Annotated in this window: 30 protein-coding genes; all 30 read right to left on the bottom strand. The window is 31.2% G+C overall.

The genetic code is table 11. The features are described 5' to 3' along the window. Positions 1 to 3 precede the first annotated feature (3 nt). Positions 4 to 663 (bottom strand): DUF2947 family protein, encoded by a 660-nt coding sequence (locus ACFSTE_RS13760; RefSeq protein WP_378258554.1) that lies wholly within the window; start codon positions 661 to 663, stop codon positions 4 to 6. 211 nt (positions 664 to 874) lie between these two features. Further along, positions 875 to 1180: a hypothetical protein gene (locus tag ACFSTE_RS13755; protein ID WP_378258550.1), complete on the bottom strand. Its 306-nt coding sequence runs from the start codon at positions 1178 to 1180 to the stop codon at positions 875 to 877. 4 nt (positions 1181 to 1184) lie between these two features. Then, the gene (locus ACFSTE_RS13750; protein ID WP_176027551.1) at positions 1185 to 1496 is read right to left on the bottom strand and encodes a hypothetical protein; all 312 of its coding nucleotides are present in this window, start codon (positions 1494 to 1496) and stop codon (positions 1185 to 1187) included. Next, positions 1483 to 2058, bottom strand: a complete 576-nt coding sequence (locus ACFSTE_RS13745; RefSeq protein WP_378258548.1) for a hypothetical protein — start codon at positions 2056 to 2058, stop codon at positions 1483 to 1485. The genes ACFSTE_RS13750 and ACFSTE_RS13745 overlap by 14 nt, the downstream gene beginning before the upstream one ends. Then, on the bottom strand, positions 2055 to 2294 hold the full coding sequence (locus ACFSTE_RS13740; protein WP_378258546.1) for a hypothetical protein: 240 nt from the start codon (positions 2292 to 2294) through the stop codon (positions 2055 to 2057). Before ACFSTE_RS13740 ends, ACFSTE_RS13745 begins: the two co-directional genes overlap by 4 nt. Further along, positions 2291 to 2614 (bottom strand): hypothetical protein, encoded by a 324-nt coding sequence (locus ACFSTE_RS13735; protein ID WP_176027554.1) that lies wholly within the window; start codon positions 2612 to 2614, stop codon positions 2291 to 2293. Before ACFSTE_RS13735 ends, ACFSTE_RS13740 begins: the two co-directional genes overlap by 4 nt. Positions 2615 to 2623: 9 nt before the next feature. Next, entirely contained in the window at positions 2624 to 3130 is a 507-nt protein-coding gene (locus tag ACFSTE_RS13730) for a hypothetical protein (RefSeq protein WP_378258544.1), read from the bottom strand. 12 nt (positions 3131 to 3142) lie between these two features. Continuing rightward, positions 3143 to 3694 carry an AAA family ATPase gene (locus ACFSTE_RS13725; protein WP_378258542.1) on the bottom strand — a complete coding sequence of 184 codons (552 nt, stop codon included), beginning with the start codon at positions 3692 to 3694 and terminating at the stop codon, positions 3143 to 3145. Positions 3695 to 3696: 2 nt separating this feature from the next. Next, positions 3697 to 4002 (bottom strand): hypothetical protein, encoded by a 306-nt coding sequence (locus ACFSTE_RS13720; protein ID WP_176027557.1) that lies wholly within the window; start codon positions 4000 to 4002, stop codon positions 3697 to 3699. Further along, on the bottom strand, positions 3995 to 5032 hold the full coding sequence (locus ACFSTE_RS13715) for a hypothetical protein (RefSeq protein WP_378258540.1): 1038 nt from the start codon (positions 5030 to 5032) through the stop codon (positions 3995 to 3997). Before ACFSTE_RS13715 ends, ACFSTE_RS13720 begins: the two co-directional genes overlap by 8 nt. Before the next feature lie 24 nt (positions 5033 to 5056). Further along, complete coding sequence (locus ACFSTE_RS13710) at positions 5057 to 5437, bottom strand: hypothetical protein (RefSeq protein WP_378298198.1); 381 nt, start codon at positions 5435 to 5437, stop codon at positions 5057 to 5059. 17 nt (positions 5438 to 5454) lie between these two features. Next, a complete protein-coding gene (locus tag ACFSTE_RS13705; protein ID WP_176027560.1) occupies positions 5455 to 6096 on the bottom strand; it encodes a DUF6714 family protein in 642 nt (213 codons plus the stop codon). Continuing rightward, positions 6059 to 6490: a hypothetical protein gene (locus ACFSTE_RS13700; RefSeq protein ID WP_176027561.1), complete on the bottom strand. Its 432-nt coding sequence runs from the start codon at positions 6488 to 6490 to the stop codon at positions 6059 to 6061. Before ACFSTE_RS13700 ends, ACFSTE_RS13705 begins: the two co-directional genes overlap by 38 nt. A gap of 9 nt (positions 6491 to 6499) precedes the next feature. Next, positions 6500 to 7006: a hypothetical protein gene (locus ACFSTE_RS13695; RefSeq protein WP_378258535.1), complete on the bottom strand. Its 507-nt coding sequence runs from the start codon at positions 7004 to 7006 to the stop codon at positions 6500 to 6502. Between the two features lie 36 nt (positions 7007 to 7042). After that, complete coding sequence (locus tag ACFSTE_RS13690; RefSeq protein ID WP_176027563.1) at positions 7043 to 7501, bottom strand: hypothetical protein; 459 nt, start codon at positions 7499 to 7501, stop codon at positions 7043 to 7045. 44 nt (positions 7502 to 7545) lie between these two features. Further along, positions 7546 to 7944 carry a hypothetical protein gene (locus ACFSTE_RS13685; RefSeq protein WP_176027564.1) on the bottom strand — a complete coding sequence of 133 codons (399 nt, stop codon included), beginning with the start codon at positions 7942 to 7944 and terminating at the stop codon, positions 7546 to 7548. Between the two features lie 102 nt (positions 7945 to 8046). Continuing rightward, positions 8047 to 8844, bottom strand: a complete 798-nt coding sequence (locus ACFSTE_RS13680) for a hypothetical protein (RefSeq protein WP_378298196.1) — start codon at positions 8842 to 8844, stop codon at positions 8047 to 8049. Positions 8845 to 9007: 163 nt separating this feature from the next. Further along, a complete protein-coding gene (locus ACFSTE_RS13675; RefSeq protein ID WP_378258527.1) occupies positions 9008 to 11065 on the bottom strand; it encodes a leucine-rich repeat domain-containing protein in 2058 nt (685 codons plus the stop codon). Between the two features lie 127 nt (positions 11066 to 11192). Further along, positions 11193 to 11912 carry a leucine-rich repeat domain-containing protein gene (locus ACFSTE_RS13670; RefSeq protein WP_176027567.1) on the bottom strand — a complete coding sequence of 240 codons (720 nt, stop codon included), beginning with the start codon at positions 11910 to 11912 and terminating at the stop codon, positions 11193 to 11195. A 180-nt stretch (positions 11913 to 12092) separates the two neighbouring features. Next, on the bottom strand, positions 12093 to 12356 hold the full coding sequence (locus ACFSTE_RS13665) for a hypothetical protein (protein ID WP_176027568.1): 264 nt from the start codon (positions 12354 to 12356) through the stop codon (positions 12093 to 12095). A gap of 21 nt (positions 12357 to 12377) precedes the next feature. After that, positions 12378 to 14438 carry a leucine-rich repeat domain-containing protein gene (locus ACFSTE_RS13660; protein WP_378258524.1) on the bottom strand — a complete coding sequence of 687 codons (2061 nt, stop codon included), beginning with the start codon at positions 14436 to 14438 and terminating at the stop codon, positions 12378 to 12380. 7 nt (positions 14439 to 14445) lie between these two features. Continuing rightward, entirely contained in the window at positions 14446 to 14898 is a 453-nt protein-coding gene (locus tag ACFSTE_RS13655) for a DUF6210 family protein (protein ID WP_378258522.1), read from the bottom strand. 29 nt (positions 14899 to 14927) lie between these two features. Further along, a complete protein-coding gene (locus tag ACFSTE_RS13650) occupies positions 14928 to 15530 on the bottom strand; it encodes a hypothetical protein (RefSeq protein WP_378258520.1) in 603 nt (200 codons plus the stop codon). 23 nt (positions 15531 to 15553) lie between these two features. Beyond that, complete coding sequence (locus ACFSTE_RS13645) at positions 15554 to 15853, bottom strand: hypothetical protein (protein ID WP_378258518.1); 300 nt, start codon at positions 15851 to 15853, stop codon at positions 15554 to 15556. Positions 15854 to 15856: 3 nt separating this feature from the next. Next, positions 15857 to 16486, bottom strand: a complete 630-nt coding sequence (locus tag ACFSTE_RS13640) for a hypothetical protein (RefSeq protein ID WP_378258516.1) — start codon at positions 16484 to 16486, stop codon at positions 15857 to 15859. Further along, on the bottom strand, positions 16473 to 16892 hold the full coding sequence (locus ACFSTE_RS13635) for a DUF6678 family protein (protein WP_378258514.1): 420 nt from the start codon (positions 16890 to 16892) through the stop codon (positions 16473 to 16475). Before ACFSTE_RS13635 ends, ACFSTE_RS13640 begins: the two co-directional genes overlap by 14 nt. Positions 16893 to 16953: 61 nt before the next feature. After that, positions 16954 to 17406 carry a hypothetical protein gene (locus ACFSTE_RS13630; RefSeq protein ID WP_378258512.1) on the bottom strand — a complete coding sequence of 151 codons (453 nt, stop codon included), beginning with the start codon at positions 17404 to 17406 and terminating at the stop codon, positions 16954 to 16956. A gap of 16 nt (positions 17407 to 17422) precedes the next feature. Then, positions 17423 to 17773, bottom strand: a complete 351-nt coding sequence (locus tag ACFSTE_RS13625) for a hypothetical protein (RefSeq protein WP_378258510.1) — start codon at positions 17771 to 17773, stop codon at positions 17423 to 17425. A gap of 23 nt (positions 17774 to 17796) precedes the next feature. Then, a complete protein-coding gene (locus tag ACFSTE_RS13620; RefSeq protein ID WP_378298194.1) occupies positions 17797 to 18159 on the bottom strand; it encodes a hypothetical protein in 363 nt (120 codons plus the stop codon). 104 nt (positions 18160 to 18263) lie between these two features. Next, the gene (locus ACFSTE_RS13615; protein ID WP_378258506.1) at positions 18264 to 18557 is read right to left on the bottom strand and encodes a DUF7677 family protein; all 294 of its coding nucleotides are present in this window, start codon (positions 18555 to 18557) and stop codon (positions 18264 to 18266) included. Positions 18558 to 18562 lie beyond the last annotated feature (5 nt).

Genomic DNA, 18562 nt, shown 5'->3' with positions numbered 1-18562 from the left:
CAATTAATCCTTGGTAGTTTGTATCCTTTCTCCAATAGCTATACTGCCATGAACTCCTATGACCAGTACTTTTTTGCTTTTAGGATTAACAACAATATTCATCTCATCTTCGTACATAAACGGAATCCAGTATTTATATAAAGTTTCCCAATTTGTTTCGGCTCCAGTATATCTACCCCAAAAAAAGTATATCATATCGTTAGCATCCCAATCCAGCCTGTGTTTAACGTTTTTTTCAAATGCGCCCTCATCATTTTCATTCCAACTTGTAGTCCAGTTCCACTCATTTATAAAAGATTCAACATGCTTAATTTTCCAATCATCATCAGATGTCACCATCATTAAGTGACGGTGTTTTTCAGAAACATAGTTATTCCATAGTTTTTTTGAATAATTTTCTGTTAAGGGTTTTATTTTATTTGGGATTGTTTCATTGTCATTGAAAAAGCGCTGAGAACATTCTATAAAGAAATCTTTAATATAAAACCAATTTTTAAAGCTGATATACTTTTTATTTTTTTCGAACGCTAGTAATTCGGCTTGTTTCTCCTTCCATTTTTTTATAGCAGAGGTAACTGTACCATGATCCTCTAATAATTGTCTGGCTTCACTTATACCAATGCGTAAGGTATTTCGGATATGTTTTATATCTTCTATGTTCATCTGATACTATCAAATTGACTATAACAGTTTTTTATTCCTGATAATCAAGTACTGTATATTTAATGTTTTTGCATTCAATAAATTCTTGTAACTCCTGTAGGTTTTCCCATACATAACAATCACTATATCTACATATGTAAATTCCATCCTTCTCAAAAGAGATACTGATATTGGGTAATTGACCTGTATTGTTAGCGCTCCTAAAATCCCATTAGTCACCTACTATTTTAAGTACAATTCCTTTATTTGAAAAATATTTCATCATTGCGCTAAACTCTATAATATCGATTGTTTTTTGCTTGTCTGAATTTACGTCTTCTTTATGAATATATGTATCAATAATTCGTACAATTGTTTTTTGGTTCTCGATTGTTAAACTTGTATCTCCATAAGGGTCAATAACAACTCCTGACCAGTTTTTGAAGGCTGTAAATATCGCTTCCAGGTTAGCATATTGATGATCCTCTAATCCAAAGAGGTGTTCGTTATTGTCTGCTTTATGAAAATCTAATGCCATAGGTCTAACTTGAAAAAACATTTCGTATGCCGTCAAGAATTTTCCAGCAGCTATCGTGGTCCAAACCTTTAGGTCTTTCTGCCTTCCAGTGCCCCATACTTGCTTTTAGGGTACCATTCATACTAAACAATTGATACGCCAATTCTTTTGGTATAGTATTCTTGTCTGCATAATACTCTTCTAAACAGCATAATGCTTGAATAAATATAGTGATTCGTTCTTCCTCTATATCAGCACTCATTCTAAACAATACATCTAATCCTTCATCAGATTCGTGTTCGTGATGAATTAGGTTTTTGGCTTCAGTTACTGTCATTTCTTAGTCTCTTTTGATTTTTTATTTTTCTCCATTGATTCAATTCCTTTTTGGGGATTTGGTCGTATCGTTTTATACGACCGTCACAATGCTGATATTCTGCGTTTTCTAAAGTTTCTATTTCTTCGTCCATTCTTAAGCCAGTTCCACAAAATGGGATCCCAAACTCCTTTCTAATAAAGGTTTCCCATTCTCTTTTATTCTTAAACTTTACTTCACTAGGATAGAGTTTAATAGTAAGTATAGTATCATTTTTAATGGAATATCCTTTTTCAAATGGTTTATAATTCATTCCAAATACTTTAATCTTAAATTTATGATCAATTAATTCTTTAGAACATATATCCCAAGGACTTAATCCGTCAAAATCTGTTTGAACCCTATTAATTCTTTTATTTCCAGAACTAATTTCTATAATTGTCAAAGGAGCTTCTATATGCGCATGAGCATCAATAACTTTAAAGATAGTATGCAGCATCTTACTTTCATTACTAATAGTTTGAGCATTACTATTTAAAAAGAGTAATAAAGCAGATAGGTATGTTAGTCCTACAATTTTCATTTAATTTTTTTTATTGTTTTATAAGTAACTATCCCTATCAAAATCAATCCGATAAGGGCAAGGATTCCATATACTTCTTTTGCTTGTTCTCTATAAACAACTCCATCATCAGGAGATAAAAATGTACCTTGAGCATTATACTCAAAGCTTGCTCTCTGGATATAGCTCCAAATACAGAAAGCGGTAATTAATACAATGCAGATAGTTATTATACTATGTAGATACTTTTTGTTCATTTTAAGGCATAATAACAACTTTGACTATATAACCTACTGAGATTAGATGAGTTTATCCACTGATATTTTGCGATCAGTTTTTCATTAAATCGAACAATACTTATAAAGCTAATTTCCTGTTTCATTTTTATTGTATTTCTAACTAAATCATGCGCATAGGTATTAATCTCCCTAAACAACTTATCACAGTCTTTCAATTCTGATTCTGATAGTTTGGGAAATTTCTCTTTTAATCTTTCATCAACATCAACCAACCAATTGTCGCCAAACTCCATAGATTGTGCTAACCCTTCATTTAATATTTTTTCATCTATACTCATGTTTGTTATTTAAGAATAATCCTCTGGGTCGTTTCTGTATTCTACTAATTTACGTTCATAATTCTTTAAAAATCGTTCCTTTTCACTAACATCTAATTTCCCGGAATTTTCTACGTCTTCATAGGTTTTGGACCATTCTAGTGCTTTTAGCAATGACCAAATGATATGAATTCCTGCCTTATAGGCTTCGTTTGTGATTTCTGGATATATTTCTTTTATATTTTCTGGAATTTCTTCACTTTCGGTTATCAAACCAAACAGATCGGATAACAATAATTCAGAATCTCTTAGACCTAACCCTTGCTTTTTTACTTCATCATCTCCTTGTTCTATATCAGGTCTTTGTTCTACCCATGTTAATTCTTCTACCGTTGGCCACATAAATTTTGCAGTAGAGCCATGCAGGAGCAAACCTGATTTGATACGGTTTGTAACTTTTTCTAACTGCTGCTTTGTTGTCTTTTTTTGAGAATATTCACTTAATAAAGACAGTAATATTTGTTTTCCGCTTGCCATAGTATAAATAGATTAGTATCCTGAAATATCTATAATTTTAAGATTTTGCTCTACAATTTGTTTGTAGGTTCTTCTAGCATTCCTATTTGCCCCATATACATTGTCCCGTTTTGCTAATCTCTCTATTAAATCATTTTCGTTTTCTTGCGAAATGATTAATTGAATTGATTTTTCACCTTTTTTTAGATCATCTAATCGTTCAATTAAAATTTTAATGGTTCGTTCTACATAGCCTACTTCTTTGGGGTTGATTTGATCTAATTCATCTATTATCATCAAACAACTATTATCCTCTTTACGTAATATATCATGATGCGAATACACCAATTGCAATGCTGGAAAAGGCGGATATCCTGCTGTTTTGTAATCGGGGTTATACATTTTTACTTTTTTAATAAAATCTGCATAATCGTCTAATGTTGTTATTCCTCTCGATGCCCTAATCACTTCTCTATGAACACCTTCTATCAAATTATTAATAAACAGTCTTCTGTCTATTTCGGATTTTCCTATAATTAGAAGGTGTTTGTTACGGTGTAACTCCTTTTTAGCCTCTTCAATCATTCTTAATCATTATTTAATTCTGACTCATGACGAATTCCTTTTTCGTCAATTCTTATATTCCATTTGCAAGTTTTAAAAACACCGCTGTTGTTACGTTCTACAGTTCCATAGGCTATTAAATTGTCTGGTTTCCCAAATTCGTCTTCATCTTCCATACACACACAGATTTTCATGCCTTCTTTTAGTTTAATAGTATTCTGGTTTGAATCTTTTTTGAAATCGGTTTTTGATAACAGCACCAAATTACATGCTATCATCGCATTAAAGTCAACAGTTACTTTGGGCGTTTTGATCGTTTTGTCAGTCATAATTCACCAATGTTTTGTCTGCCCCCCATCTCTTATTGCTTTCTATAGCTATTAAAGTTCCTTTATCGTCATATTGGTAACTCTCTATGATTTTTCCATCCAATGTCTTTTGAGTTAAGTGTCCATAAACATCATATACAAAACCCCATTCAAAGGGAATATCTGAAGAATGTACGTACGTACTAATTTTGACAATTCTATTTTGAGGGTTGTAGTGATAGATTAAACGAGGCTTTTTATATGTTTTATTTCGCCATGTATGTACATCACTAACTTTGATTATTTTATTGTGTTTATTGTATTCTAATACAATTTTACTGCGTTTATTTTTTATGATTTCTGATAGTAACCCTTTGATATTATAGATATATTTTCGTTTGCTTGTTCGGTTATATATCGGATTTGAATTTATTTCATGTATAATACATTCTGTTAACTTCTGATCTTTGTAGCTGTACATAGTGTTACGGTATACTTTTTTGGAACCTCTGTTTCTATTCTTTTTTTCGATTAACTGTCCCTTATCATTATACTTATATACAATCGCCTCTGTTTCTATTAACAAGCCATATTTATTATATTTATAAAGGTTTTCACTTCCAAAATGATAATCATCTCCATCGACTATATCGTTTGGACATATTTCTTTATATCCTGTTTTCAGCCCTATTTTATTATAAAACAGTTGTCTGGAACATAGAACAATTCCCACATCAACATATCGCTCTGTATATAAATAAGCAGGAAACGTTTCGTCAGAAACTTCTATCCTCTCAGGGATTTCACCTCTATATATAATATCTTTTACCTCCTTAGGTAATCCAAAAGGGGTTACTTTGTTGTTTTTTAAATCAATGATCTTTCGTAATTCACCCAGGCTATCATAAAAGTAAATAGAGTCGTTTTGCTTTTTTATGGCAATAGTATTGTTTGCAAAACGAACACTACTGTTTTGTTGAGCGTTAGCGTTTATTTTTAATAACAATACCACTACTACAAAGCTTATTTTATGTACTAAACAATTTCTCATTATACTATTTTGAGTATGTTTTTATTAAGGTTTATACATAGTTATGGTTTTAAATACTTTTTCTTCATCAAGAATTAGTTCAAGCCCTCTAAAATCCCATATTTCTCTAGAATTCACTTCATATTTCTTTGGATATAGGACATAATAGTATTCTTTGGCATAATCATTATATCCTGGTTTTTCATCAACATCAAATTCCTTTCTAAGTTCTGTCTTTAGTTTTTTAACCGAGATATCACCACTTCTTCCCATAGCATTAATCACTTTTTTGTAATTCGTAATTGTTAATTCTCTATCTTTAATTACTTTGGCACTAAAATTTGCTTCTAAATAGTGCCAGTATGCTAATCCTCCAAGCAATATTGTTGAAATTGCAAGTAAGATGGTTTGTAGTTTTGGTTTCATTTATTTTTTTATTTAAATCATTGTATTAGAAAATTATTACTCCAATAGTCTATCGCTTTTTGCAGTTGGAGATACTCTTTATCATAGTTAACTGCTGTTGCTGATATCCCTAATGCTTTTGCTTCATCACTCGTGTAGTATTCTCCTATTTCATCTTTTCTATATTCGAGAAACCTCACCACACACAGTAACTGTTTCTTGGTAAACAATGAAAAATATTGTCTATAAAACTCTTTATCCTGACTATTACTCTTATCGGATAAATACCTTGTTATCGTTGTTAAACGATCTTCTATATCAGGTTTATAAAATTCTTCTATTAGTCCTTGGTCTATCAATTTTTGTTCTTCGTTTTTGTAGGCTCCCAATGCCAATAACAGGTATTTAGGCATATGAAAGCACATTCCTTTGGCATCAAAAAAAGATATAGCACTACTACAGGTATACATATCTATTAAAGAAATTTTTGTCCAATCATTTGTTTCATCTTTGGTTCTTAACTTTTTACATGTTACCTCACTTCCCCTATCATCATGTCCTTGTGCTTCCCATAGACCGATCCCATCATCGAGTTTTACTCCTTTAAAAGCTTCCTGTATCTCCTGGATTAATTTTTCTTTTTTATTCATTTTCAAGACTTCTGCTATTCTTTTTTTCATTATCCAACCATCTTTCTATGTCTCTCCACTCTTTTTTAGAGATACGACTCCCACATACTACTCTAACAGTTTCTCCGCCTTGTCCTTTTTGATATTGTATAGCAAAATTGTTTTCGACTGGATTATAACTGACATACACCATGGGTAAGTGATACCTTTCTTCATAATTTTTGCCTAATGAAAGTCCTAAAGCACAATGTGATTGGCTGGGATAATACCGCTGCCAAAATCCCATTTCTTTACACGCTTTTATGAATTCAAGGAGCGGTTTTAACTCTTTTTTCTCTACCTCAATCCACAGAATACACCACTTAACCATAGTCCGCCATTGTACCATTTTATCTTCGGATTTCATTCCGTTTATGATTTCGGCATAACGATCTCTACTATTCATACTACAAGATTACTCTTTCCAGCGATATGGGTTTTCTGCTACCAGGGAGAAGGAAGTTAATTGAAAACTATTAGTGCTTACTCCTTCAATATCATCTATATTTTCAAAGGTCAATTCGACACCACTTCTTAATCGTAACAAGACTCCCAGGTTATCGGTTTTCTTTTTATAATCAATATTGTGTTCGTTTAGTTTTGTCATCACAAATAACAGGTTGAGTTGGCTAATATCATCAAAGATCCATTTGTTTAATTTTAGTTGATTACCACTATCTAATTTTCCCTCGTACCAATAATCTGAAAATATTAAATAGAGTTTTTCATTTTCAAAATGCAGTTCAATCCCACCATAGGTCCAGATATTAACCTCCGCTGTCAAAAAATCAGCGTCAAAACAATCCGGGTCAGGAAAATTATTTACAATCCATTCTTTGGTTTGTCCCAATTTTAGATGATCAAACCTTCCTGTCTTAAAAAAATCCAGCAAATCAATTTCTATAGGCATTGTTAGTTTCATCTGTTCTTTTTGTTTTTTAAAGTCCCGATATCCTTTTTATTCTATTCGAATTCTCCCTGTACAGATTAGTTTTAGATATTTCCAAAAGCCGAAATGATATTTTTTTATTTCATCTAGCTCAATTGCTTCATAAATTTCGTCAAAATTTTTGTAGAATAGTCCGTTTATCTTAAATGAGGTTCTAGATGATTTATCTACCAGGTGAACCGTCCTATAATCTTCATACCGACCATATTCTACAGATGTTATATATCCTTTAAAATCTTGTAATCTGACTGTTTTTCCCAATGGATAATATATCGAACGCCACTTGATTGTTTGTGTTTCTCGATTTATGACGATGTACTTAAAATCTTTAAAAATAATGAGCACTACCATGACCATTAGACTCAATAGAAATACCATGAAAAGCAAAAATGTTTCCACACCTTCGTATAAAAGTGTTTTTAGAAGCAACCCTATAAGTATCAGCAATCCCGTTGTGCTTAGACTCATGCAAATGAACCATAGGATAAATCTTAATTTAATGTTGCTTTTCGTCATTTTAATACTTCGGGAATTTCATTAATTTTTTCGAAAGAAATAATTTTTGCACAAGCATACCCACCAAAAATTAAGCGCTTTGTTTCATAGCTGAATTTTATGGTGTAGTTCTTCTCCTTCATTTTTATTGGACTTTCGGGATAAAGCTTCTTGAAATTTATTTTAGATATATACAGCCATTCTATATCTTTATTTTGTGTTTTTAAGAACACTCTTTTTTTTCCTAATAAAGATTCTAACCCATGTCTAAAAATATCTTGCTGTCCCAGATCAATCATTTTATATTTTACCTCTGAGGCTCCTCTAATTATTTTAGAGTGAATCAGTCGATATCTTACCAAAACAAGCATCGATACAACCAAAAGTGTCACGATAATAGATAGTGTAATTTTCATTTTTTTAATCTTTCCTGTACTTGATAAAAGATCAACTTTGTTCTCTATTTGATAAATCTTCAACAGAGTACAAATAAGTCTTCAAAAAGATGGCTATAGCTTTTATATACTATTCATTATTCCTTCAAACACATTGTGTTTTTTACTACAACTATGACAATTTATATCTCCTTTAAAATATTGAAGTAATGGTTTTAGCGAATTGATATTTATTATATCAATTGGTTTTTCTAACCACTTTAAATTTATATTAGATTGATCTAAAACAATTCTTAACTTTTCTTGGTTTTTGTTGGTAGAGGGATCTCTACAATAGGCATTTAAAACATTTTCTTCATTCCATAAGAAGGTTTCTTCTTCGCAATTAGGACATACAAATATATATTCGTCATTCATATTGAACGTTTTAAATATTTCAGCTTCTTTATGTCTTTGTATTGAAACTAAAAATGCTATTAAATAAAATCGTTTGGACTCCTCATCTAAAATCCTGGTATTAGGCACATAATGGCTTACTAAGATCCTAAACTTTTCTATGGCATCAATAAATGCTATCTGAATGCTGTTTTTTTCTTTTTCATCAAGGTTGTTCTCTTCGAATATTTGTTCTACGTATGATATATTGTCAAGGTCAATTAAAACAACTCCCAGACAAGCTATCATGTTAAGATTAAATTCAACGTTATCTGACTTCTCAATTATTTTTAATAAGTGAGGCACGGTAGCAAGTGTATTTTCATATACTGACCCTTGATGATAAATGTGCTCCCAGATTAATTCGTCTGCAATCTTTTTATCCAACGTTTTCGAAAGCTTGTCAATCAATGATGGTATTAGTTCAGAGTTACCATATGGGCTACTTAATTTTTTCCAAATATGTAATTCATCTAATCTTATCATTGTTTATGAGTTGTAGTTACCGCTTACGTTTTGCACATTATGTATACTGCAATTTTAAACATCTTAATACCAACATCCTATAATCAAGAAATATTCGTAGCACGTCAATCCATATTCGTAGTATTGCAATCTATAAAACAATTTTGACTATTTCACCATAGTTCTACAATTCGAAATACTGGGTCTTCCATATCAAGAAAGGCACATATGGTAATCCATAAAAGATAGCTATTTCTGGTTTGTTTAGTTGTTGCAAAAATTCTTTCTTGTCTAATTTATTACCCGCTAAGTTGACTTCTGTTAAGCATGGCAATGTATTTAACACACTGATATCTGAAATTTTATTGCTGTATAAGTTTAGCTGTTCTAACTTTTTAAGATTTTTTAATCCATCTATATTTTCTATCGTACCATTTTCTGATAAGTCTAATACTTTTAGTTTGGTAAGCTTTTCTAAATTATTCACATGAGTTATATTACACCAACTTAAGTCTAGTTTTTCGAGGTTGGGTACATCATCAAAACAGGTTGTTTTTGCTAAATTTAAATCCCATTGTACTTTTAAAACTTTAAGTTTACTCAGTTTCCCCAAATTAATTTTAGAAGTTCCGCTAATGTTTACATTTTCTAAATTAGGAAATTGCTTTAAAGTATTAATTTTGGATGCGTCTGATGCCTCTAGCACTAAGGTTTTTAAAGATTTTATAGAACGTATTTCGTTTATATCGGTATCCTCATCTAATCGTAAGTACTTTAGGTTATGTAAGGTATCTAATCTTGTGTTTTTTAAATTCCCATAAAGCGTAAAGTTGTTTAACTTTTGAAGATACTCTATACCTATCAATTCAATAGAAAAATAACACCAAAGTTCTAGCGTCTCTAGGTTCGTTAAAGCACTTACATCTATAGCTATAGTATCTTTTGGTTCGGGTTCTATATCTATATACAATCGTAATCGTTTAAGGGTTTTAAATGCTAAAATACTTTTAGCTTGGGCAATAGAGGTAACTGTTATATCTAAGGATTCTAATACTGTAAATTCTTTGATACACGATATATTTTTCACTTCATCTTCATCTATCTTTAGTTTTTTAAGCTGATGTTTTAACGGTAGGAGTTTTTTTAAATCGACCAACCCTTTTTCGTGTGGATTGGTGAAAAATATAATCTTTTCTAATTGTGTAAACGCTTTTAATTGTGCCGATTCTTTTAATTCTGATTGACTGAAATATAATTCCTTTATTTGAGGTGCTATGGGTATAAAATTATCAATGGGAACCACACTATATTCAAAATTTAATTTTTCGAGTTGGGTAAAGTGTTGCAAAAACGTCATATCGTCAGGTACGTATTGATGAAATTCTAAGCTTTTGATATAATGTGCTATAGCTGCCAAGTTTTGCAAGTTGACTTTTGCTTTTGGATAAGATCTTTCTTCTCCTACTATACAATACTTTATGCTAAATGCAGTTGCTTTGTCTTTAGACAGTACTTGATCTTTAATAACAGTACCAGCGTCCATCTCTAAACGCTCCAGCTTAGAAAATTGATGCACGTTTTTAATTGAATTAATTGTACAACTATTTAATCCAATATGTTTTACATTTTCTGAAACAGGTAAAAATAGAGCTATAGTATCAAAGGTCATATTGCTTAAGAGAATTCTGATAAAATTCCTATCCGGTTTTGCTTTATGAATGATATCATTTTCTGATTGCTCAATGGTAACCCCTTTTAATCGTAAATCGTATAGTTTTGGAAATAAATTGACCTCATAAAAATTATGAATCGTACAATCTGTAATAAAAATATGATCAATTTTTTTTGCCATGGGTTGTAATACCGCTAGATGGTCAATGGTCATATTCTTAATAGTAATATGTTTCAAATTACCATCGTAATTCGTAGTACAATCTTTGTTATTGTATAGTGTATTTATATTACCAATGGTTACCTTATCTAAAGTAAACTCACGCAGGATTTCAAATTGAATCAGGTCACTAATATCCTTAATCGTACAATTGATAAAGGTCAGTCTGGACACTTCTTTTGCGAGATGTAAAAAGAGATCCAGGTTGTCAATACTTATATTTTGAATGGTTAAAGCAATAATACGATTATTTTCGCCCCAAGTCTCGTATGTATGAGTTTGATCCTTATCATATTCGTACTTTTCGAACTTAATATCGAGTGCTTTTTCTATGTTTTTAAGTTTGTCCATCTCTTCTGTTATTATTCTTCTTTTTAAATTCGCTTGGCATTAGATTGATTGACGCTTCAAGTATTTCGTTTATTATGTTAACTCAATATCGACGATACCTTTTTATAGCTCCATTATCAATGGATTTTTAAACTATATTTATGTTAGGAAACTTTTCTTCAATAATTTCCTTTTGCCCATTTTTCAAAAACCTAGGTAAGATTCTCAAGTGATTTATTTTTTTTAGTTCTAACAAAGGAGAAATATCATAATTCTTGTTTTCGATATTTACTATGAAATTCAAGTATTCTAAATTTGTTAATTTGGATATCGGCTCCATGCTTCTAATCGCTTTTCCAGTTCCACTCATTTTTCCATGGTCTAACCATAATTCTTTTAAGTTTATAAGTGTTTCGATTGGGGTTATATCATAAAGGTTATTTATACCATAGACGTATAATGTTTTTAATTTTTTCAAATCCTTAATAAAATCAATGTTTTCTACCTTTTTAATACCACTTAAGATGAGTACCTCTAATGATTTTAAAGGAGATAAACTTGGAATTGAGATTTGCTTATTATTAGAAACATGAAGGTATTTTAGGTTGGGTAACGTAGAAAAGGTATTTATCCGATTTTCATCTAAGTCATTTAATGTTATAGCTTCTATGATTTCATTACCTATCAAAGAATCATAATTTGTATACGTCAACTTAAATTTTTTCAGAGGTGTATTCATCCCTAGTATTTTCGTATTATTAGGTAATTCCGAAATATCAAACGGACAACGAACGGCTCCTTCCAGGACTCCCAAGTGAGCATAAGAGTTAGGTGATTTATTTTGAGATAGATAATTATTCCAATTCATTTTTTACTTATTTATACCTTTATTACAGATGTTTCAACATACTTATGTAGTATCAATATCTTTTGTTTGATAGTATAGGTTATTTTTGTTTTGCTGTCATATTAAGCTTTTATATTGAAAACACATATAGCAATCAATATTTACAGCGGTTACATTTATATTCGTTTATTTTATTACAACTTATTCTTCTTCTTTAAATTCGCTAAGCATTAATTGATACGCCTCATCAATTCGTTTTTTTTCTTCTTCGTTATATGCATCTAATTTCACGGTTAATTCTCTGGCTTCTTTTAATGTAATCTGCTGATTGACCTGAACAAATGCTACACACCCCAAAAAAGAGACTCCTTTATTTTTTAGTTCCGTGATCTTTGATGATAACGATGGTATATCATCACATTTACATTGAGCTGCTTCTTTTTTTATTTCATCCAAATTCATCATCTTGATTATTTTGTTAGCATATTACAACTCAAAATCCTGATCTTTCCATATCCAAAAAGGTACTTTGGGCAAACCATAAAACACAGCTATTTCGGGTTTATTTAACTGATCATAAACCTCGGGTTTTTCTATGGTGTTTCCTGCTACATTTACTTGCTTTAGGCTTGGTAATGTATTCAAAATACGTATTTCAGAAATTTCATTTTCGTATAAGTTCAACTGTTCTAAGCTTTTTAAATTGGCTAGTCCATCTATATTCTGAATTGTGTTTTCTGAAATATTTAGCATTTTCAAATTAGCAAGCGTATCCAATCCTTTTACTTCTGTCAAGCAATTATTTTCTAAAGACAGTTTTTCCAGATTGGGCAACTTGTTTAAAAAATCAATCTCTTGTGGAAATGTACTAGAAATGTCCAACACCTTTAATTTTGGTAAAAGCCCCAGTGTTATTTTATTGGTGCCCTCTATAGAAAGCTCTGTTAGATTGGGAAACTGTTCTAAACCCAAAATCTCATAATCTTCATGTACCTCTATCTTTAACTTTGTAAGCGTTGGTATAGTGGGCAACTCATTAATATTGACAGAAGATGTAACCTTTAAATATTGTAAGTTTTTAATTTGATGTAATCTTTTTGAGTTACAATAAGAATCCAGGCTTAGTACTTTTAAATGCTCAAGATGTTTAACTCCTTTTAATCTTATAGGTTCTTCACTTTCTATGTAGAGTTCTTCTATATTTTTAAGCGCTTTTACATCAAATACGTTCTCTTTTTTGGCATGAATACGTACCGATAGTTTTTTTAAACTGGATAAGGTAAAAATACGTTTAGCCACTTTTTTTGAAGCACGTAAAACAAATAATGATTCTAAGTTGGTACACTGTTCTATTAGCTCCAGATTATTCATATGATTATCAGAGAACTCCCAAAGATCAAATTTCTTTATTTGATCTTTTAAGGGCAGCAGCATTTTAAAATCTTCAAAACTTTGTTCACTGGTATCCGCATCTATTTTTAAAACCTCCAGATTTTTAAAGTGTTGTATTTGAGAGCTGTTTTTAATTGTTGATTCTGAAAAATCTAAAGAAATAATTTGTGCCGCTATGGGTAAAAAGTCTTTTAACCTGGCAGTAACGCGATCAAATTTTATAGCTTTTAGTGAGGTTAAGTTTTTAAGATAATCTATATTGCTAATGTTATCATTTTTAAAGGTGAGTGTTTGTATATAACTAGCTATTGCTCCCAGTTTTTCTAAATCAAAAGTTTCTCGTGTTGCCTCTTCCTCTATTGCCGGAATAACACATTCTTTAAGTTTGAAAGGTAAATTTGGTGTAACTGGTTTTACATCATCAACAGTAGTTAAGGCATCAATAGTTAAGCACTTTAGCGCAGGAAATTGATGAAGCTCTCTAATACTACCTATTTTACAGTTTATAATATCTATATCAATGATCGTTTCTGAAATAGATGAAAAATCGGAAATGTTTTCTATATCCATATTTTTAAGATACAAAAACCAAAATTTTCTATCAGGTATAATGGTATGATAGTGATCCCGATCGCTTCTGTTAATTGTGACCTTATCCAATGTTAAATGGTGTAACTTAGGAAACAAGTTGATTTCATAAAAATTACAGATTATACAATTGGTCAGGTATATATATGTAAGATTTTTTGCCATAGGCAATAACACACTTAAATGATCTACTGCCATGTTTTTTAAATCCACTACTTGTAAGAACCCTTCATAAGTTCTATTACATGTATCCCCATCCTCATGCATTAATTCCTCAACATTGGTTATAGTTACATTATCCAACGTGATATTTACTAAGTTTTCAAAATTGAATAGTTCGCTAATATTATGCACTGTACAATTGGTTAGTTTTACGGTATGTAAGTGCTTCGAAAAAGGCAGTAATACATTGATATTTTCAATGCTGATATCCTCAAAAACAAATTCTCTTATGTTAGTACTTTTTGTCCAGGTACTATAGGTATTTACTTGATGCTCGTTTTTGTAATCATACTTCTCCAGTGTAATGCCTAAGAGTTCTTCTATATGTTGAATTTGGTTTTTCATACTACTATTAATCACTATTCGCCCAAGTTAATACTCCGTTTAGAGGGTAGTTCTCAAACCCATTCATTAATTGAGTATTCTCGTTATTATTAATTTTTATCCGTATCCAAGCTTCGTGTGATGCTGCTAATCGTTCTACATCTATTTCTATTAATTCGCTCAAGCCTGATTTATTGATAATCGTATTTATTTTTTTGACATCTTCGAGATCAATACCTTTTATGGCACCATTACCTTTGTATTTTGCTCCTTGAAAATAATTTGACAGTTCTATTTCTGGACTTAAAAACTCTTTTGTTTTTTCATTATAATCATTTGCTAGTGGCAGGTATACACCTTCACATGTAGAATACAAACAAGCGGTTCCTCCTGTTTGGTTAGCAATTATAACTCCTGTAGGATATTCTATGATAATTCCCAGCCCAACGGTATCCCATAATTGTAGTAGTGGTTTATTCATAAAATATTTCGGTTATGTTTATATTTTGATCAGTTTTCAAATTCAATAGTTTCTTTCTGACTAATAAACAATAGTGCTTTGTTAAAATCATTAAGAATCCAGCATGATAAATCGTCATTTTCTTTAATCTTTGATTCAGAAAATTTCTGAGCTAACTGGATATTGTCAAATTTATGATAGATGTTTCCTTCTCCCTTATACATTGTAAAGTCTACATTTAATCTTTTGTTCTGTAATTCGAATACGACAGCGACTTCTTCTTTTTTTAAGTCTGGAAATCTGGTTATTTCTTTTAATTGCAAATTAATCTTATCATCTAAATCAGGAATAAGCATTTGTTTTAGGTTTTCTTCTGGTTTCCAGTTATTATCCAAACCATATAAAATTACCTCTCTAATCGTTTTAGGTGTTACAATAGTTCTTTGATATAAACTCCAACTTTTTGCAATACCCTCTGAGTTCAAATTGGACACATGACTAGAGTGATAAGAAATCCACCCTATTAGAACTTGTCCATTACTATTAGGAAGCCCTACTATAACACGTATACCTCCGTCTTCACCTGTTACCTTGTATTTGTATAGCCTATCATTTACATTTATTGATCTAAATCCTTTTTTGGGTAATGTCATTGCTTATAGTTACTTACTAGTATTTATTCTTCTATTACATAGGTGTTTTTTGTTCCCATCGAATATTTAACAGCCTTTCCTTTTACAACACGTTTTGATTTATCTTCTGCCATTTTTACCAATGCCAAAGCAATTCCCGCTTTATAGCCTTCTATACAGGTTAATAACATATAGTCTTTTTCTCCTGGGATTTCGGCAAGCATATATTCATAATAATCCTCTTCCTTGCTTTCTGCATTCAAAGTAACTTCGTATTGTCTAAAACGGGTTCCTCTCCAAAACTCTTGCTCATCATTTATATCTTTGAGTGGTATTAATTTCATTGCTTATTTCTTTAGATGCATATTCACAAGCTCAATTATTTTTCCATACCCCATAATATGTTTTCCTTCACAAAATTTAAATGTCATATCCTTATACAACCGATTGGTAAAATAATCTTTACTTAGAATAGAAATTTCGGCTTTTACGGTTTCTCCTGGAGTAACCGTTTTCTGGTTGATATAGGTTTGCTGTCCAGAAGTTAGGTGGTTTGGAAATCCATCAAATTCTATATGAGGTCTGTAACCTGATGTAACAAAAGTTTTTCTCCCACCTTGTTCGGTAGTTAAAAACTGGAGTTCTGCTATAAAGTCTGTTGTTGCAAATTTATTCTTTCTCATAACTCGAAACGAAATATCTTTAGTATTGAATACCTGAAAATCAAAAATCGCCCAATCTTTACCATTTATTTGCCAGTTATACGCATCTAATTGAGCTGCAATTTCATCTAGCACACTAAACTGTTGCGTCTGTACTATATGCTCAAATTCAGTTATTCTTTGTTGCAATATGGAATCAAACGAATAGGACACTATAGTCCCTATTACCAGATTTTCTGTAAAACTGTGTACGAGCACCTCTGCTATTTGTTCTTTATTTTTATCTCTAAGGATGATTTTATTATCGATATCCATAAATTTTTAATCCTAGATCTGATGTTTCATATTCAAATTGTTTTCCTCGTTGAAGTGCTTTTTCTATGACTTCAATGTTTTGATGCATTACTTTTGGAACCAACAACTCTTCCCTGTTTTTTCTCTCTAATGTAACTTTAGAAGGAACTAAAATCCATTCTATTTCTTTTAGTTCAAATACCCCCCAATATTCTTCAAGGTATTTTTTATTGATAAAATTTTTGGAGTTTGGAATAGTCGTTTCTCGTATTTCATTCTCCAAAAGCAATTTCACTTTTAGAATGTATGACGGATCTGTTTCTTTTAGTATTAAAAACAAAGCTTTCCATTTTGTAGCATTCATAAAACTAGCTCTATTGCCTATCTCCTGTTGCAATCGAATTTGATATTTCTCCACGTTGGACATCAGTATATACTTATCTTAGTGTATCATTATTTTTTTATCGTTTTCTTCTTTTTTAAGATGATCATTCCAGGTAAAATGTACTAACTAATTGAAACATATCTTCTCTTGATGGATTTTGCGGAAATTTTTCATCTAAAACATGTGTAAAAAACAATCTATACTCCAACACAAAATCTGCGAACTCTTTATCTGACAAGCTATTAAAATCTTCAACACTATCAGGATAGGCTCTTGAAAGGATTTTGTCATATAAAGATTCTTCATTTATATCCTGCTCAGAGAAATGACTGTTTTGCCAATCATCACCTGTATTTTCCCAAATAGAAACCAGACCTAATACTCTTAATGGATCCCCACCAATAAACTTATGATTGCCTTTGACAGCACAGAAATCCCCAAAGTATTCTTCTCTTTTATCTGGAATGAGAAAAATTTTATACCCTTTGGATTGTATGATTCTTAGTGCTGTATTATAGGTGTTCATTGCATCTGCAATAGTGCATCCGTTTTTCATGTTTTATCTCTCCTTATTATTCTTCTATTTCGTAATATAAATACGGTTTTTTTAAGTTGTGTTTTACTCTAATTTTAGCCTCCCAAATCAGGTATTCTTCCTTAAAGTTATTGAAATCACTTGGTATCCCTTTTGTCCAATACATATCTCCATACAAGACATGCATCGCCCAATGAAATTCTAATTCGTGCCCCAAAAACTCTACATCATCTTTGGATTTCGGTATTTCAATCAGAAAATGATTTTTTAGTTTTTTGTCAGCTTCTTGATAAGTGATGTTTCCATATTGCACCATGATATGTTTTATGATTTCACAGAACGAATAGTGATTAAAAATAACACCTTCTGTATCATCTTCGAATTTCAAACAATCTTTTATCTGTTGATTTCTCACGGTTTCTTATCCTCTAAAACATACTCAACTTCTTCCCCATTCAAATGTATTATACGTGCAACAAGCTTTTTATCTCGTAGTTCTAAAAACAAATGTTCTGCATACGTACCTTTAGTTTGTTCTGGAATAAAATCAATTCTGATTTCTTTATTGGGCAATAATTTCCAGGTATAGGTTCCTATGTTGTAAATCGATTCTTGACCACAGGTTGCTACTTCTATCTCTGACACTTTTACTTCTTTTTTATCAAAAAAAAGTGATAAATAGATCTCGCTACCTGCGCAAGGATTGTCATCAGGTGTTTCTTCACAAACAGTTCCAACTTTTGTTACGAGTTTTTTATGTAAGTGATTTTTCATTTTCTGCGCATGAGATGATATGCCGCTAATACAACACAGGATCATGACGACAATAGTCTTTTTAATACAAATAATATGTTTTATGTCTTTTCTTTTATACATCATTAATGTAATTCTATTTCCCAACCTTCGTAAGGGGGTGTTACTTCAAATTCCGGATCACAATACGAACGAAGGTAATCTACGGCTCTTTTTTCGGCGTATTTTGCATTTAATACGTTTCCATTTTCATCTAATTCAATCACATTAGCAAATATGGCGAAGACTTGCTCTATAGCACTAGGTTCTTCTCCATACAATTTTAGGTAATCAATCCCTTCTAGCTGGTAATGTGTACCACTCGCCATAAAATAAGCAAAGGTGCGTAGTGCTCTGCTAAATGATTCGCTTAGTCTCATGTATT

Source organism: Aquimarina hainanensis, assembly GCF_042684685.1.
In the GTDB taxonomy this organism is placed as follows: domain Bacteria; phylum Bacteroidota; class Bacteroidia; order Flavobacteriales; family Flavobacteriaceae; genus Aquimarina; species Aquimarina hainanensis.
The sequence above is the reverse complement of the archived record's forward strand: the minus strand, read 5'-3'. Positions and strand labels throughout refer to the sequence as shown.

What these genes read in the sequence shown, in the direction of transcription:
- ACFSTE_RS13750 (WP_176027551.1), bottom strand. Translation starts at nt 1,496, where the DNA reads ATGACAGTAACTGAAGCCAAAAACCTAATTCATCACGAACACGAATCT.
- ACFSTE_RS13660 (WP_378258524.1), bottom strand. Translation starts at nt 14,438, where the DNA reads ATGAAAAACCAAATTCAACATATAGAAGAACTCTTAGGCATTACACTG.
- ACFSTE_RS13615 (WP_378258506.1), bottom strand. Translation starts at nt 18,557, where the DNA reads ATGAGACTAAGCGAATCATTTAGCAGAGCACTACGCACCTTTGCTTAT.
- ACFSTE_RS13645 (WP_378258518.1), bottom strand. Translation starts at nt 15,853, where the DNA reads ATGAAATTAATACCACTCAAAGATATAAATGATGAGCAAGAGTTTTGG.
- ACFSTE_RS13685 (WP_176027564.1), bottom strand. Translation starts at nt 7,944, where the DNA reads ATGAAAATTACACTATCTATTATCGTGACACTTTTGGTTGTATCGATG.
- ACFSTE_RS13760 (WP_378258554.1), bottom strand. Translation starts at nt 663, where the DNA reads ATGAACATAGAAGATATAAAACATATCCGAAATACCTTACGCATTGGT.
- ACFSTE_RS13710 (WP_378298198.1), bottom strand. Translation starts at nt 5,437, where the DNA reads ATGAAACCAAAACTACAAACCATCTTACTTGCAATTTCAACAATATTG.
- ACFSTE_RS13635 (WP_378258514.1), bottom strand. Translation starts at nt 16,892, where the DNA reads ATGTCCAACGTGGAGAAATATCAAATTCGATTGCAACAGGAGATAGGC.
- ACFSTE_RS13730 (WP_378258544.1), bottom strand. Translation starts at nt 3,130, where the DNA reads ATGGCAAGCGGAAAACAAATATTACTGTCTTTATTAAGTGAATATTCT.
- ACFSTE_RS13655 (WP_378258522.1), bottom strand. Translation starts at nt 14,898, where the DNA reads ATGAATAAACCACTACTACAATTATGGGATACCGTTGGGCTGGGAATT.
- ACFSTE_RS13725 (WP_378258542.1), bottom strand. Translation starts at nt 3,694, where the DNA reads ATGATTGAAGAGGCTAAAAAGGAGTTACACCGTAACAAACACCTTCTA.
- ACFSTE_RS13695 (WP_378258535.1), bottom strand. Translation starts at nt 7,006, where the DNA reads ATGAAACTAACAATGCCTATAGAAATTGATTTGCTGGATTTTTTTAAG.
- ACFSTE_RS13640 (WP_378258516.1), bottom strand. Translation starts at nt 16,486, where the DNA reads ATGGATATCGATAATAAAATCATCCTTAGAGATAAAAATAAAGAACAA.
- ACFSTE_RS13745 (WP_378258548.1), bottom strand. Translation starts at nt 2,058, where the DNA reads ATGAAAATTGTAGGACTAACATACCTATCTGCTTTATTACTCTTTTTA.
- ACFSTE_RS13675 (WP_378258527.1), bottom strand. Translation starts at nt 11,065, where the DNA reads ATGGACAAACTTAAAAACATAGAAAAAGCACTCGATATTAAGTTCGAA.
- ACFSTE_RS13735 (WP_176027554.1), bottom strand. Translation starts at nt 2,614, where the DNA reads ATGAGTATAGATGAAAAAATATTAAATGAAGGGTTAGCACAATCTATG.
- ACFSTE_RS13620 (WP_378298194.1), bottom strand. Translation starts at nt 18,159, where the DNA reads ATGAAAAATCACTTACATAAAAAACTCGTAACAAAAGTTGGAACTGTT.
- ACFSTE_RS13630 (WP_378258512.1), bottom strand. Translation starts at nt 17,406, where the DNA reads ATGAAAAACGGATGCACTATTGCAGATGCAATGAACACCTATAATACA.
- ACFSTE_RS13720 (WP_176027557.1), bottom strand. Translation starts at nt 4,002, where the DNA reads ATGACTGACAAAACGATCAAAACGCCCAAAGTAACTGTTGACTTTAAT.
- ACFSTE_RS13755 (WP_378258550.1), bottom strand. Translation starts at nt 1,180, where the DNA reads ATGGCATTAGATTTTCATAAAGCAGACAATAACGAACACCTCTTTGGA.
- ACFSTE_RS13715 (WP_378258540.1), bottom strand. Translation starts at nt 5,032, where the DNA reads ATGAGAAATTGTTTAGTACATAAAATAAGCTTTGTAGTAGTGGTATTG.
- ACFSTE_RS13740 (WP_378258546.1), bottom strand. Translation starts at nt 2,294, where the DNA reads ATGAACAAAAAGTATCTACATAGTATAATAACTATCTGCATTGTATTA.
- ACFSTE_RS13705 (WP_176027560.1), bottom strand. Translation starts at nt 6,096, where the DNA reads ATGAAAAAAAGAATAGCAGAAGTCTTGAAAATGAATAAAAAAGAAAAA.
- ACFSTE_RS13680 (WP_378298196.1), bottom strand. Translation starts at nt 8,844, where the DNA reads ATGATAAGATTAGATGAATTACATATTTGGAAAAAATTAAGTAGCCCA.
- ACFSTE_RS13690 (WP_176027563.1), bottom strand. Translation starts at nt 7,501, where the DNA reads ATGAGTCTAAGCACAACGGGATTGCTGATACTTATAGGGTTGCTTCTA.
- ACFSTE_RS13670 (WP_176027567.1), bottom strand. Translation starts at nt 11,912, where the DNA reads ATGAATTGGAATAATTATCTATCTCAAAATAAATCACCTAACTCTTAT.
- ACFSTE_RS13665 (WP_176027568.1), bottom strand. Translation starts at nt 12,356, where the DNA reads ATGATGAATTTGGATGAAATAAAAAAAGAAGCAGCTCAATGTAAATGT.
- ACFSTE_RS13700 (WP_176027561.1), bottom strand. Translation starts at nt 6,490, where the DNA reads ATGAATAGTAGAGATCGTTATGCCGAAATCATAAACGGAATGAAATCC.
- ACFSTE_RS13650 (WP_378258520.1), bottom strand. Translation starts at nt 15,530, where the DNA reads ATGACATTACCCAAAAAAGGATTTAGATCAATAAATGTAAATGATAGG.